Origin of the sequence: Cyanobium usitatum str. Tous (genome assembly GCF_963920485.1) — a bacterium.
Lineage (GTDB): Bacteria > Cyanobacteriota > Cyanobacteriia > PCC-6307 > Cyanobiaceae > Cyanobium_A > Cyanobium_A usitatum_A.
The window spans coordinates 1,664,803-1,677,895 of the sequence record NZ_OY986431.1 but is presented as its reverse complement, the minus strand read 5'-3'; the positions used below and the strand labels follow the sequence as shown (position 1 = coordinate 1,677,895).

The window sequence follows — 13,093 nt, the reverse complement described above, 5'->3', positions numbered from 1 at the left end:
CGAGGTGATGTTGCTGCCATAGCGATGGGCTCAGGTCTGTTTTCGTCCAAGGGCGAGGGCTTGAAGGCCTTCACCCTGTTTGAGGGGGTGTTGATGCTGGTACTTGGGGTGCTGGCCCTGATCTTCCCGGTGCTGGCTTCCGCCTGGATCACCGTGATCGTGGCGGTGGGCTTTCTGGTGGGCGGCATCGTGGGTTGGGTAAGCAACCTGGCCCGCTCCCGCCAGTTGGGACGCTGGTATTGCTTTTCGCGGCTGGTGATTTCCACCCTCTTCATCGTGGTGGGGGCTTGGATGATTCAGCAGTTCCGCGGCGGTCCGCTCGAGGGCGGCGTGGTGGTGTCCAGCCTGGCCTTTGCCATCGGTATCGTCTTCGTTCTCGAAGGCGTGGTTTCGATGCTGGTGGCCCTTGGTCACACCCGGGTGAGTGGCTGGGGTTGGGGCTTGCTCAACGGCATCGTCACCCTGATCCTCGGCGTGCTGATCGTGACCATGCAGGGTTGGGGTCTGCTCTGGGTGATTGGGGTGCTGGTGGGAATCAGCTTCCTGTTCAGCGGTATCGACCTGCTCGCCTTCAGCGCCAGCTTCCATGGCGACGACTGAGAGGGGCCAGGGCAGAGGGGTCTAGTGGAAGGGGCCTAGGGATCTAGTGGTTCGAGCGGCAGCAGGCTGATCGAACCGTTGTCTGGGTTGATCTCGATCCGAAATTCCTGGCCCGGCTCCAAGCCCAGCTTGCGGGTGTAGGCCTGGCCGATCAGCAGGTTGCCGTTGCCATGCACCCGGGTGCGGAAATCAGCTTGTCGTCCCTTGCCTTGGCCGCTGCTGGCGGTTCGGCTAACGCTGCTTGGTAACGGGTAGCCCTTGGCGGCCACCAAAGCGCGATAAAAACTTTTTTTGAGGACGCGGCCGCTAGGTCCCACATAGCCGCAGCCTCGGGCGATTTCATCCTCTGGGCGGTTGCTCAGGGCGCGGGCCCGATCAAGAAGGGCCTTGCCTTCCAGCATGTCCGCGGGGCTGTCGCCGCTCCTGGCCGCCATGGGAAACGCCTGCACTAGGCAGATATATCAACTAATTGTGCCCGGTGTGCACGGAAATCGCCATCCGTGCCAGCAGTTGACGACTTAGGGCCTCAAAGCAGATAGAGGATTCCGTAGAGCACAACCCAGATGCCATCAACGAAATGCCAGTAGAGCTCAGCTGCTTCAAGGCCGAAATGGTCGCTGGCGCTGATGCGTCCACCCGGGCGGGTCTGCAGAGCAACGATGGCGATACAGATCACCCCAAGAGTCACGTGCAGGCCGTGAAAGCCAGTGAGGGCGTAGAAGGTGCTGGCAAAAAGGTTGTCGGTGAGGCTGAAGGGCAGGTTGAAATATTCGACCATCTGACCCGCCAGGAAAATCGCACCCAGGCCGCCAGTGATCGCCAGCCAGAGGCGGCTAGCCCCCAGCTGTCCGGCCCGGCATTCCTTGCCAGCGCGGTGAAAGGTGAAGCTGCTGATGATCAAAACCACCGTGTTGATGGTGGGTAGCAGCAATTCGAGCTCATAGATGGCCCCTTCCGGCAGTGGATTCACGGCCCGGAAAGTGAGATAGGCAGCAAAAAAACCGGCGAAGGTCATGCCATCTGCCACCAGGAAGGTGGCCAGGCCAAATAGGCGGAAATCTCCGTGGCCCTCGCCAGCTGGGCCGTGGCCAGCCTCAACGGCGACTGAATCCTGTAGGGGTGTGGTGCTGGTCACGCTTTTACCTCCGGGTGCTGGCCGTAGCCGTAGGGCTCGGTCACTAATGGCGCCTCGCCATGCCAGTTTTCAACCGGTGGCGGCGAACTGGTGAGCCACTCAGATGTAAGGGCATTCCAGGGATTATCACCAGCCACTTTGCCGTTTATGGCCGTAACAACCACATTGATAAGCAGTGGCAGGGTGCTGATCGCCATCAACAGGGCGCCGACGCTGCTCACCTGATTAAGGGTGGTGAAGGCTGGGTCATATTCGGCAACTCGACGGGGCATGCCGTTTAAGCCGAGCCAGTGCTGGGGGGCGAAGCAGAGATTGAAGCCAACAAAGGTGAGCAGGAAGTGGAGTCGCCCCAGATCCTCATTGAGCAGGCGACCGGTGAATTTCGGATACCAGTGATAAAGCGATCCGAAAATAACAAAAACAGTGCCCCCGTAAACAATGTAGTGGAAGTGGCCTACCACGAAGTAAGTGTCGTGAACGTGAATATCAAAAGGCACTTGGGCTAGGGCTACGCCGGTGATGCCGCCAAATACAAAGTTAACTATGAAGGCGCATGAAAACAACATCGCCGAATTAAGGGCAATCTTTCCGCCCCATAAAGTTGCCAACCAGTTAAAGAATTTGATGCCGGTTGGAACGGCGATAAAGGAGGTAGCAATCGTGAAAAATAGGCGCATCCAGGGTGGCGTGCCACTTGTGAACATGTGGTGAGCCCAAACGATCAGTCCTAGGAAAACGATCGCCATGATCGAATACACCATCGTGGTGTAACCAAATAGAGGTTTGCGGGCGTGGATGGGCAGGATTTCACTGACAAGCCCGAAGGCTGGCAGCACCATAATATAGACAGCGGGGTGGGAATAGAACCAAAAAAGGTGTTGATAAACAACTACGTTTCCGCCCATCGTTGGATTGAAAAATCCGGTGTGGGCAATGATGTCGAAGCTGAGCAGAATTAGGGTGCCTGCCAGAACCGGAGTTGACAGCACAACTAGGACGCTGGTGCCAAGCATTGCCCAGCAATACATGGGCAGCATCATCAGCTTCAGGCCAGGGCGCCGCAGCTTGAGGATTGTGGCAATGAAGTTGATGCCGCCAAAAATCGAGCTGCCACCAAGCAGAAGCACGCTCAATATCCACACCACTTGGCCTGCGGCTGGGGTGGTGAGACTTAGGGGCGGATAGGCGGTCCAGCCGGATTGGGCAGCTGCTCCGGCGATAAAATAACTACTGATAAGCAGAATGCCCGCGGGGGGAATCAGCCAGAAGGCCACAGCGTTGAGACGGGGGAAAGCCATGTCTCTGGCCCCCACATAAAAGGGAATCAGATAATTGCCGAAGGCGCCATTTACGACTGGCACGATCCAAAGGAAGATCATCACCGTGCCATGCAGGGTGAGCACCTCGTTGTAGGTCTCACGGCTGACGAAATCGGAAATTGGACTGATCAGTTCCGTGCGGATAACCCCAGCTAGGGCACCGCCGATCAAATAGAAGATGAAGCCACAAACCAAATACTGCAGCCCGATGACCTTGTGATCGAGGCTGAAACTGAAGTAGCGCAGCCACCCCTGGGGTTGCAGGTTGCCGTCGAAATCGCTTGGGTTGGCGAGAGTCATGGCGGTTCCTCAGGTGGTGGTGCGGTTGGGAGTGTTCTGTTGCAACCAGGTGTCGTAGGCATCGGGCTCGTGCACTACAACGTTGGAGCGCATGCCGCCGTGGTAAGGACCGCAGAGCTCGGCGCAGATGATCGGATAGGTGCCAGCCCGAGTGGCGGTAAAGGAGAGCACGGTTGGCTGGCCTGGAATTACATCCTGCTTGAGCCGGAATTGGGGCACCCAGAAAGCATGGATTACATCACGGGCTTCCATGCGCAACTCCACCTGTTGACCGGTGGGCACATGCAGTTCGCCGCTGGTTATGTCTGAGCCTGGATAGTGAAAAATAAAGGCAAATTGCATAGCCGTTACCTCAACAGGTAAAACCGGACCAGCGGGTGCTGCGTCAATGCCGGCTACGCCAATCCCCCCCCAAACCCGGCCAGCTGAATCCCCTTCCTTGACACTTACCTGTTGCATGGCCCCGTGATCCATAGCCATGTGATCGTTGAGCGTGGCCATACCGCCCATCCGCTCATAAATGTCGTAGCTGTATAGCCCGACAAACAAAACAACCACGGCAGGGATTGCCGTCCAGACGATCTCTAGGGGCAGATTTCCCTCTATTGCCAGGCCATCACTGAAATCGCCGCTGCGGCGCCTAAATCGAAACAAGCTGTAGGCCAGCAGGATCACGATGCCAAGAAACAGCACGGTGCCAATGCTGAATAAAACCTTAAATAGGTCGTCGTAGGTTGAGGCGTTGCTGCTGGCACCCAGCGGCAGCATGTTGACGTTGTTGCCAACCCACAACCCTGTCAGCACAAGGGCTGTGGTAGCCGTGAGCACAGCTAGGGCGGTGCGAATTGGCACGATGCTGTTTGAGCTTCCAGCCACCCTATGGGCACTTGCTGCGATGTGTGGGTCGATCTTTGTCTTAGTTGGCAAATCAACGCCTCAGCCTCTGGCAAGCAGGGCTGATGTTTTCACTTCGTGATCTGGGCAATTAAGAGTCGCTCGTTTTGAACAACTTGGTTAGCTTCTCTGGACTCCGGGATGGTCGTTGCCGTGACGACAAATCTCCAGCCACCCCTAGCCCCAAGCGTTCGCAGCAGGCCAGACCCTGTCCTGATCCAGAAGCTTGCCCTACTTGCTTCCCACCTAGTGGTGGCCTTGGTGGCGTTGGTTGGCATCGGCGGTGCCACCAGGGTGATGGAGGCGGGCCTGGCCTGCCCTGACTGGCCCCTTTGCTACGGCCGACTCCTGCCAGGTCGTCAGATGAACCTGCAGGTTTTTTTGGAGTGGTTTCACCGCCTTGACGCTTTCGTTGTGGGAGTGGCCCTGCTGGTGCTTGCGGCAGCGAGTTTTTTCTGGCGGCGGCGCCTGCCCGCCTGGTTGCCCTGGCTGGCTACCGGAGGGCTCTTTCTGGTGCTGGTTCAAGGCGCCCTGGGGGCTCTCACCGTCACCCAGCTTCTGGCGGCTCCCTTAGTTACGGCCCATCTCGCCACGGCCTTGCTGCTTGTTGCCCTCACAAGCGGCCTCTACCAACGCCTGGCCATGGCCAATAGGGCCTCGATCAGCCCTCCGCTTTGGTGGCAGCTGCTGGCGAGCTTGGCCCTGGTGCTGGTGTTCGCCCAGTGCCTGCTGGGTGGAACCATGGCCAGCCAATGGGCGGCAGATCAGTGTTTTAGTGCTGGCAATGGCTGCCGCTGGCTGCTTGCTCACCGCCAGCTCGCCATGCCAGCAGCTCTTGCCGTGTTGGCATTAGCAGCAGCAGCCCTGCTTTTGCCCCCAGGTCAGGGGCAGCTGCCCGGCCTCGCCCAGGGAGCGGCCGTTTTGGTCCTGGCCCAGGTGAGCCTGGGCATTTGGACCTTGAAGCTCCAGCTGCAGGCGCCGCTGGTAACGATCGCTCACCAACTGCTGGCAGCCCTGCTGGTCGGTTTACTCGCAGCGGTGCTTGCCCGCTCCCTTGGCAACTCAGGCCAGACCTTGCCCATGTCTCCAATGTCTTCCGAGGTGGCTCATGGTTAGTGCAACGATCACAGCTCCAATCGCCGTTGCCCCGGCGATACGCCCCTCGGTGAAATTGCCGGCTTGGCTTGAAGTTGCCAAGCCCCGCCTCATACCGCTGCTGCTCGCTACCACCCTAGGTGGCATGGCACTGAGCTCTGGCGAGGCACCCTCTACCAGCACGATCATCTGCACCCTGGTGGGGGGCAGCCTGGCTTCGGCTGCAGCTGGTGTGCTCAATTGCCTTTGGGAACAGGATCTCGATGGCCGCATGCAGCGCACCAGCCGCCGGGCCCTTCCCTCTGGTCGCCTGGCCCAGCGCCAGGCCTTTGCCCTAGCCATTGGCCTCACGATCCTGTCGGTGGTGGTGCTGGTTATTGGCGTTAATCCTCTGGCTGCCAGCCTCTCCTTGCTGGGCCTCTGCAGCTACGTGCTGCTCTACACAGCCCTGCTCAAGCCGCGCACCAGTCAGAACATCGTGGTTGGCGGGGTGGCCGGGGCTATTCCGCCCTTGGTGGGAGCTGCCGCTGCCACCGGCTCCCTTGGCTGGGCTTCCTGGTGGTTGTTTGCCCTGGTGATGTTGTGGACGCCAGCCCACTTCTGGGCCCTTGCCCTGCTGCTCAAGGACGATTACCGCTCCGTGGGCATCCCGATGCTGCCGGTGGTCAAGGGAGTGACGGTCACCACTCGGGCCATCAGCCACTACGCCTGGGCCACCGTTGGCTTGAGCCTGCTTGGCATCGTGGCACTGCCCACCGGTGGCTTGCTCTATGGCTTGATGGTGCTGCCTTTCAACGCCCGCCTGCTGCAGTTGAGCTCCCAGCTACGCAGCCAGCCCGACGAACCCCAACGGGCCAAGGCCATGTTCCGCTGGTCGATTTTCTATTTATTCGGCATCTGTGCGTTGCTTTTGTTGGCCCGCCTACCGCAGGCAGCCCTGCTGGGCCCCCAACTGTTCAACGTCCCCTTTGCTGCCTTGCCTACATTGGTCGGCTGATTGGAGCAGCTTGAGTCGGTGATCGAACTGCAGCAGCTCTGCAAGCGCTACGGGGGCAAGAAGGCGGCAACTGCCGTCGTTGCCCTCGACAACCTTTCCCTGCAAGTGCCGGCCGGCAGCCTCTATGGCCTGCTTGGCCCTAACGGTGCCGGTAAGACGACCGCCTTGCGCATCCTTTGCACCCTGCTGGCCCCTGACAGCGGCAGCGTGCGGGTAGGTGGCATTGATGCCCTGGCCGATCCCCGGGCGGTGCGTCGCTTGTTGGGCTACGTGGCCCAGGAGGTGGCAATCGACAAGATCCTCACCGGCCGCGAACTGCTGCAGCTGCAGGGCGATCTTTATCACCTGGTTCCAGCTGCGCGAAACCGGCGCATGGACGAGCTGATCGAGCTACTCGGCATGGCCGACTGGATTGATCGGCGTTGCGGTAGCTACTCGGGCGGGATGCGGCGCCGGCTCGATCTGGCCGCGGGCCTGCTGCACAGCCCCCAGGTGCTGGTGCTCGATGAGCCCACCGTTGGCCTTGATATCGAGAGTCGCGCTGCGATCTGGTCCGTGTTGCGCCAGCTGCGCGATGCCGGCACAACCGTGCTGCTTAGCAGCCACTACTTAGAGGAAGTGGATGCCCTGGCTGACCATCTGGCGATCATCGAGGCTGGCAAGGTCATCGCCGAGGGCGCTCCTGCTGCGCTCAAGGCCGCCTTGGGTGGCGATCGGGTGACCTTGAGGGTGCGCGAATTCAGTGATGCCGAGGAAGCTGAGCGGGTGCGCAGCTTGCTGCACGATTGCGCCGGGGTACGCCAGGTGGTGGTGAACCGGGCCCAGGGCTACTCCCTGAATCTGGTGATTGAGCACGACGGGGTGGTCGAGCAGCTGCGCCGCCAATTGGCGGCAGCCGACCTGCCGGTTTTCGCCCTCGCCCAGAGCCGCCCCAGCCTCGATGATGTCTATCTCCAGGCCACCGGCCGCACCCTGATGGACGCGGAGCTGGCGGTGGCCGGCAGCCGTGATCCCAAGGCTGAACGCAAAGCGAGCATGTGATGACCACAACCCTTCCAGGACCCCAACCCGAGGCTTCCGCCTTGGCCGAGATCAGTCAAGAAACCCTGGCCCTCACCCGTCGTTTGTTCGTACAGCTGCAGCGCCGGCCTTCCACCTTGGTGGCGGGGGTGCTGCAGCCCCTGATCTGGCTGGTGTTGTTTGGGGCCCTGTTTGCCAAGGCTCCCGCGGGCCTGCTGCCTGGCGGCATCAGCTACGGCCGCTTCCTTGGCGCAGGTGTGATCGTGTTCACGGCCTTCAGTGCTGCCCTCAACGCCGGCCTGCCGTTGATGTTTGACCGCGAATTCGGCTTCCTAAACCGGTTGCTGGTGGCGCCGCTGCGCTCGCGCAGCTCGATCGTGTTCGCCTCGGTGCTCTACATCACCACGTTGAGCTTGGTGCAGAGCCTGGCGATCATGGGCACTGCCGCTTTGCTGGGTTACGGCTGGCCTGGTGGCGCTGGGTTGCTGCTGGTATTGGTCACCTTGCTGTTGTTGGTTTTTGCAGTGACGGCCTTGAGTTTGGGGCTTGCTTTTGCGCTGCCAGGCCACATTGAGCTGATTGCGGTGATCTTTGTGGCCAACCTGCCCCTGCTGTTTGCCAGCACCGCTCTCGCTCCCTTGTCGTTCATGCCGGCCTGGCTGGGCTGGCTAGCGGCCCTTAATCCACTTACCTTCGCGATAGAACCGATTCGTGCCGCCTATGCGGGACAGGTCTCTCTCACCGCAGTGGTGCTGGAGGCCCCCTACGGCCAGCTCAACAGCGCCACCTGCCTAGGGGTGCTCGCCTTGCTGGCCGCCGGGTTGTTCCTGCTGATTCGGCCGCTTTTGGATCGCAAGCTCACCTAGCGAGTCCTTTCGTGACGCAGCCCTCCAGATTCCCCCCGTCCGACCGTCCCGACCTAGGGGACCGCTTGCTGGCTGCGGTTGCAGAACGGGACCAGGCCATGGCCCAGCGTCTGGTGCAGCAGTGGGCGCACCGCCGGGGGCTAGCGGCCCTCGAAGCCCTGATCGCCGGCCCCCTGAGCGCCGGCCAGGGAGTAGGGGCGGCTGAGTGGCTGCGCTCCCAGGCTGGCCTGGAAACCAACCTTCAGCCGAGCGTGCAACCGACTCTGCAAACGACTGTGCAACTAGTTGTGCAACCGGCTGTGCTGGCCCTTGTGCAGGATGCTCTGGCTCCGGCAGCGAGCAATGCCGCTCCTGCGCCCTTCGCCCACGCTTCCCTGCGGGCCTGGCTGCCGGATGCTGAAGAGCTCGATGGCTTTGACCTTCCCCTGGCCAGCTGAGTGAAACCCTCCGGTTTGATTGTGTCGGTGCAGGCCCCCGAGGGATCTGCGATGCGCGATCCCGATGTGATCGCCGCCATGGCTGATGCCAGTTTGCGCAATGGCGCCTCTGGGGTGCGTCTGGAAAGCCCAGAGCATATCGGCGCTGTTCGTCAGCGCTGCCCAACGGCCCTGATCGTGGGCCTATGGAAGCGCAGCTACCCAGACAGCTCGGTGTACATCACCCCGGGGTGGGAGGAGATTCGTGCGGTTTGGGCTGCTGGTGCCGATGTGGTGGCGCTTGATGCCACCGAGCGCTATCGCCCCGGGGGTGAAAATTTAGAGGGTCTGATCGCCCGCGCCCAGCGGGAGCTTGGTGCTGTGCTGATGGCGGATGTGGACAGCGTTGCCAATGGTCTGCGTGCCGCCGAGCTGGGTTGCAGCTGGGTCGGCACGACCCTTTATGGCTATACGGAGTCAACCTCAGGCCAGAAGCCACCAGCCTGGGATCTATTGCCCCTGCTGCGGCAGCAATTACCCAACGAGGTGAGTCTGATCTGCGAGGGCGGCATATCAAGCCCCCAGCAGGCCCGCCAAGCCCTGGACCTCGGCGCTGATGCCGTGGTTGTGGGCACGGCAATCACCGGGGTCGATTTGCAGGTTGCTGCCTATGTACGGGATGTGCTGGCCGGCTGAGCGGCCTGGGATCACATCATCCCGGGCATGCCCATGCCGCCCATACCTCCCATGCCGCCCATTCCTCCCATGTCGCCGCCGGCTGGGGCTGCTTCGGGTTCGGGCTTATCGGCGATCACAACCTCGGTGGTGATCAGCATGGAGGCGATCGAAACCGCGTCTTGAAGGGCTAGGCGCACCACCTTGGCCGCATCGAGAATGCCAGCGGCCAGGAGGTCTTCGTAGACGCCGGTTAGGGCGTTGTAGCCCTTGCCCAGCCGCAGGATCTCAGCTGCCACCACGGCGCCATCGGCGCCCGAGTTGTGGGCGATCTGGCGCACGGGCTCGGCTAAGGCCCGCTTGACGATCTCGACGCCGGTGCGCTCATCGCCCTGGCAGCTAGCCGCCAGGCTGCTCAGCCCTTCGGCCAGCTCCAACAGGGTGCAGCCGCCACCAGCAATGATTCCCTCCTCCACCGCAGCGCGGGTGGCGTTGAGGGCGTCTTCGATGCGCAGTTTGCGGTTCTTGAGTTCGGTTTCGGTGGGAGCACCCACCTTGATCACGGCAACCCCTCCGGCCAGTTTGGCGATCCGCTCCTGCAGTTTTTCGCGGTCGTAATCGGAGTCGGTGTTGTCGAGCTCGCGCTTGATCGCGGCCACCCGATCAGCTACCGCTGTCTGGTGCTCACCGCTGGCCACGATCGTTGTGCTGTCCTTGGTGATGGTGATGCGGCGGGCCTGACCCAGCTCGGCTAGGCCGGTCTTGTCCAGGGTCATGGCCTGGTCTTCGCTCACGACCGTGGCGCCAGTGAGGACGGCGATGTCGCCAAGCATGGCCTTGCGGCGATCCCCGAAGCCAGGGGCCCGCACTGCTGCAACCTGCAATACGCCCCGATTTTTGTTGACCACCAGGGTGGCGAGAGCTTCGCCCTCCACTTCTTCAGCCAGGATCAGCAGGGGCCTGCCGCCCTTGGAAACCGCCTCCAGCACGGGCACCAGGTCGGTGATGGTGCTGATTTTGCGGTCGGTGATCAGGATCAGGGCATTTTCAAAGACGCATTCGCGCCTTTCCTGGTCGGTGACGAAGTAGGGGGAGCTGTAGCCCCGGTCGAAGGCCATGCCCTCGGTGATCTCCAGTTCGGTGGCCAAGGAGGTGGACTCCTCAACGGTGATGACGCCGTCAGCGCTCACCTTGTCCATGGCTTCGGCGATCATCCGGCCGATCTCTTCGTCGTTGCCGGAGCTCACCTCGGCTACCTGGCGAATCGCTTCACCGGCGACGGGCTGGGCCCTCTCGGCGATGCCCGCCACGATCTGGGCTGTGGCCTTTTCCATGCCGCGGCGTAACCCGATCGGGCTGGCGCCGGCAGCCACGTTTCTGAGGCCTTCGCGGACCAGTGCCTGGGCAAGCAGGGTGGCAGTGGTGGTGCCGTCGCCGGCGGTGTCCTTGGTCTTGCTGGCCACCTGCTGCATCAGCTTGGCGCCAACGTTTTCGAAGGGATCTTCAAGTTCGATCTCCCGGGCGATGGTGACGCCGTCATTAACGATCTCGGGCGCGCCGAATTTCTTTTCCAGCACCACGTTGCGGCCGCGGGGCCCAATGGTGACCTTCACCGCATTGGCCAGGGCATTTACACCCCGTTCGAGGGCACTACGGGAGGCATCCGAAAAGCTGATCAGCTTGGCCATGAAAACGGTGGACACTCAGTGGTGCCAGGGTCCCACAGCGGACCACCGCCAGGCCAACGGAGCGGGGTGGGGAAAGCCGAATCAAGCTGCTTCTCTGGGCTACTGATTCGCTCCAGGCTCGATAGGGTTCAGCAATGGAGGACTTGCTGCAAACAGCACTGGAGAGCGCGGACCAAGCTATTTCGCTGGATCCGGGCTCCCCTGCTAACGCCATGGTGTTTGTGCTCGTGGCGGCGGCCGGGGTGTTGATGGCCTTGGTTTATGTGCCGGTGAGGCTGTTCTTGACAATCACCGCCCGCAGTCGCCGCCTGCGCCTGCTGCAGCGGATTCGCCGACTGCGCGAAGAGTTGGCTCAGCCGCTCACAAGCTCTTAACGCATCACCATGCCGCCATCCACCTGCAGCACCTGGCCGGTGATGTAGGCGGCAGCCGGGTCGGCGGCTAGAAAGCGCACTGCACCGGCCACCTCGGCGGCGCTTCCCATCCTTCCCAGGGGAATGGCAGCCAGGATTGGTGTCTTGTCTAATTCGGCGGTCATGTCGCTCTCAATGAAGCCCGGGGCAACGGCATTGACGGTGACCCCCCGGGCTGCAAATTCGGCCGCATTGCTGCGGGTGAGGCCGATCACCCCGGCCTTGGCGGCGCTGTAGTTGGCCTGGCCTGGATTGCCCATCAGGGCCACCACTGAGGTGATGTTGATGATGCGGCCGCTGCGGGCCTTGAGCATGGCCCGGCTCACAGCGCGGGTGCATAGGAACACGCCGGTGAGATTGAGGTTGATCACGCTCTGCCAGTCGGCGGTTTTCATCCGCATCAGCAGGCCGTCGCGGGTGATGCCGGCGTTGTTGACCAACACGTCGAGCCGGCCGCCCTTATCAAGCACCGCTTTGACCATGGCGTCGACCTGCTCTTCATCGGCTACATCGGCCCGATGGCTCCAGGCTTCGCCCCCGGCAGCAGTGATCTCAGCAACGACCGCTTCGGCGGCATCCGGGGAGCTGGCGTAATTCACCACGACTTGGGCGCCAGCCGCTGCCAGTTCAAGGGCGATGGCGCGACCGATACCCCTGCTGGCACCGGTAACCAGGGCCACTTGGCCGGCCAGGGGGGCTGGGCTGGACATCACGGCACTGGACATCGCGGCACTGGGGTTTGTGGCGCTGATCGTATGGCCTGACTATCCCCCGAACTCCAATTATCCCAGTCCCAGGGCGGCGAGCACCTCGGCGTCGCCCAGTTGGCTGAGGTTGGCGGCGCTGCCGAGGCCCTGCACCCCAGCACGGCTGGGCAGACTGGCGGCATTCCGGCCCAGGGCCACCAGCGGTAGGCCGAGCAGTAGGGCCAATTCGATGCTTACGGGGTCGCTGGCTAGCACCACATCGGCACTGGCGATCTGGGCGGCGCGCTTACGCATATCTCCAGCCCGAGTGCTCGCCAAGGTCCGCAGGTTGGGCAGCTTGCTGCGGATCTTGGCGGGTAGGTCTTGCCATTGCTGGGCTGGCCAGTCGCCGCCAGCAGCGGAGGGGGCCAGCAGCAGGGCCGGGCCATCGCCACTGGGTAGGGCCGCGCTGGCGGCCTCCAGGTCGGCAGGGGCGATCGCCAACCGGAATGACTCAGCATCGAGCCGCACCCCTATGGGCTTCAGGAAGGCCTCAAAGGCCTGGTTGGCCCAGCCGCCCTCGATGGGGGTGATCCGCTCGGTGGCGGAGAAGCCACCGCTGGCCACCCGGGTGGGGATGTGGCTCATCGACAGCATTAGATCCATCTGGCGGCTGGGCGCCAGGTTGAGGCTCACCTGAAAATCAGGCTCCCGCACCGAACCCATCAAGTTGGCCCAATCGGCCAGGGTTGCCTGCTCGTAGCTGAAGGGCATGGCCCTTTCCACGGCGGGATGCAGGGACCAAAGGGGCACCGCCGCTAACGGACAGACCACCTGGACGTCGGCATGGAGTTGGTCGGCAACGGCGGCAACGGCGGCAAAACTCTGCAGCTGCTGGCTGCTGCCGCCCGGAATCAGAAACAGGGCGCGCATCGCAGACGACACAGGTTCGGCGGCCTGATTGTATGGATCAGATTCGGATTGACCCG

Annotated in this window: 15 protein-coding genes; 8 read left to right on the top strand and 7 right to left on the bottom strand. The window is 62.1% G+C overall.

Annotated elements, in window-relative coordinates; translation table 11 throughout:
* Positions 1-24: 24 nt before the first annotated feature.
* Positions 25-600, top strand: a complete 576-nt coding sequence (locus U9970_RS09035; protein WP_322763956.1) for an HdeD family acid-resistance protein — start codon at positions 25-27, stop codon at positions 598-600.
* 35 nt (positions 601-635) lie between these two features.
* On the opposite strand, the gene U9970_RS09030 is transcribed toward U9970_RS09035, so the two are convergent.
* From U9970_RS09030 to U9970_RS09015, 4 genes are all read right to left on the bottom strand, one after another.
* Positions 636-1,001 carry an AbrB family transcriptional regulator gene (locus tag U9970_RS09030; protein WP_322766086.1) on the bottom strand — a complete coding sequence of 122 codons (366 nt, stop codon included), beginning with the start codon at positions 999-1,001 and terminating at the stop codon, positions 636-638.
* Positions 1,002-1,126: 125 nt separating this feature from the next.
* Positions 1,127-1,735 (bottom strand): cytochrome c oxidase subunit 3, encoded by a 609-nt coding sequence (locus U9970_RS09025; protein WP_322763955.1) that lies wholly within the window; start codon positions 1,733-1,735, stop codon positions 1,127-1,129.
* Positions 1,732-3,354, bottom strand: a complete 1,623-nt coding sequence (ctaD, locus tag U9970_RS09020) for a cytochrome c oxidase subunit I (protein WP_322763954.1) — start codon at positions 3,352-3,354, stop codon at positions 1,732-1,734. Before ctaD ends, U9970_RS09025 begins: the two co-directional genes overlap by 4 nt.
* A gap of 9 nt (positions 3,355-3,363) precedes the next feature.
* Positions 3,364-4,206, bottom strand: a complete 843-nt coding sequence (locus U9970_RS09015) for a cytochrome c oxidase subunit II (RefSeq protein ID WP_322763953.1) — start codon at positions 4,204-4,206, stop codon at positions 3,364-3,366.
* Positions 4,207-4,389: 183 nt separating this feature from the next.
* On the opposite strand from U9970_RS09015, the gene U9970_RS09010 reads away from it, so the two are divergent.
* From U9970_RS09010 to U9970_RS08985, 6 genes are read left to right on the top strand one after another with little or no spacing between them, the layout of a single operon-like run.
* On the top strand, positions 4,390-5,364 hold the full coding sequence (locus U9970_RS09010) for a COX15/CtaA family protein (RefSeq protein WP_322763952.1): 975 nt from the start codon (positions 4,390-4,392) through the stop codon (positions 5,362-5,364).
* Positions 5,357-6,340 (top strand): heme o synthase, encoded by a 984-nt coding sequence (locus U9970_RS09005; protein ID WP_322763951.1) that lies wholly within the window; start codon positions 5,357-5,359, stop codon positions 6,338-6,340. The genes U9970_RS09010 and U9970_RS09005 overlap by 8 nt, the downstream gene beginning before the upstream one ends.
* The gene (locus U9970_RS09000; protein WP_407653029.1) at positions 6,341-7,381 is read left to right on the top strand and encodes an ABC transporter ATP-binding protein; all 1,041 of its coding nucleotides are present in this window, start codon (positions 6,341-6,343) and stop codon (positions 7,379-7,381) included.
* Positions 7,381-8,226 (top strand): ABC transporter permease, encoded by an 846-nt coding sequence (locus tag U9970_RS08995; protein ID WP_273331660.1) that lies wholly within the window; start codon positions 7,381-7,383, stop codon positions 8,224-8,226. The genes U9970_RS09000 and U9970_RS08995 overlap by 1 nt, the downstream gene beginning before the upstream one ends.
* An 11-nt stretch (positions 8,227-8,237) precedes the next feature.
* Positions 8,238-8,663 carry a hypothetical protein gene (locus U9970_RS08990; protein ID WP_322763950.1) on the top strand — a complete coding sequence of 142 codons (426 nt, stop codon included), beginning with the start codon at positions 8,238-8,240 and terminating at the stop codon, positions 8,661-8,663.
* Positions 8,664-8,714: 51 nt separating this feature from the next.
* Positions 8,715-9,338, top strand: coding sequence for an N-acetylmannosamine-6-phosphate 2-epimerase (locus U9970_RS08985; RefSeq protein ID WP_322766084.1), 624 nt, complete (start codon positions 8,715-8,717; stop codon positions 9,336-9,338).
* An 11-nt stretch (positions 9,339-9,349) separates the two neighbouring features.
* Here U9970_RS08985 and groL read toward each other — a convergent pair whose 3' ends face one another.
* The gene (gene groL, locus U9970_RS08980) at positions 9,350-11,005 is read right to left on the bottom strand and encodes a chaperonin GroEL (RefSeq protein ID WP_322763949.1); all 1,656 of its coding nucleotides are present in this window, start codon (positions 11,003-11,005) and stop codon (positions 9,350-9,352) included.
* Between the two features lie 134 nt (positions 11,006-11,139).
* Here groL and U9970_RS08975 point away from each other — a divergent pair, with 134 nt between their 5' ends.
* Entirely contained in the window at positions 11,140-11,379 is a 240-nt protein-coding gene (locus tag U9970_RS08975) for a hypothetical protein (protein ID WP_322763948.1), read from the top strand.
* On the opposite strand, the gene fabG is transcribed toward U9970_RS08975, so the two are convergent.
* Together fabG and U9970_RS08965 are read right to left on the bottom strand one after the other, a co-directional pair.
* On the bottom strand, positions 11,376-12,128 hold the full coding sequence (gene fabG, locus U9970_RS08970; protein WP_322763947.1) for a 3-oxoacyl-[acyl-carrier-protein] reductase: 753 nt from the start codon (positions 12,126-12,128) through the stop codon (positions 11,376-11,378). The two genes, U9970_RS08975 and fabG, sit on opposite strands and share 4 nt — an antisense overlap.
* Positions 12,129-12,200: 72 nt before the next feature.
* Positions 12,201-13,037, bottom strand: coding sequence for a lipopolysaccharide heptosyltransferase family protein (locus U9970_RS08965; RefSeq protein ID WP_322763946.1), 837 nt, complete (start codon positions 13,035-13,037; stop codon positions 12,201-12,203).
* Between the last annotated feature and the right edge of the window lie 56 nt (positions 13,038-13,093).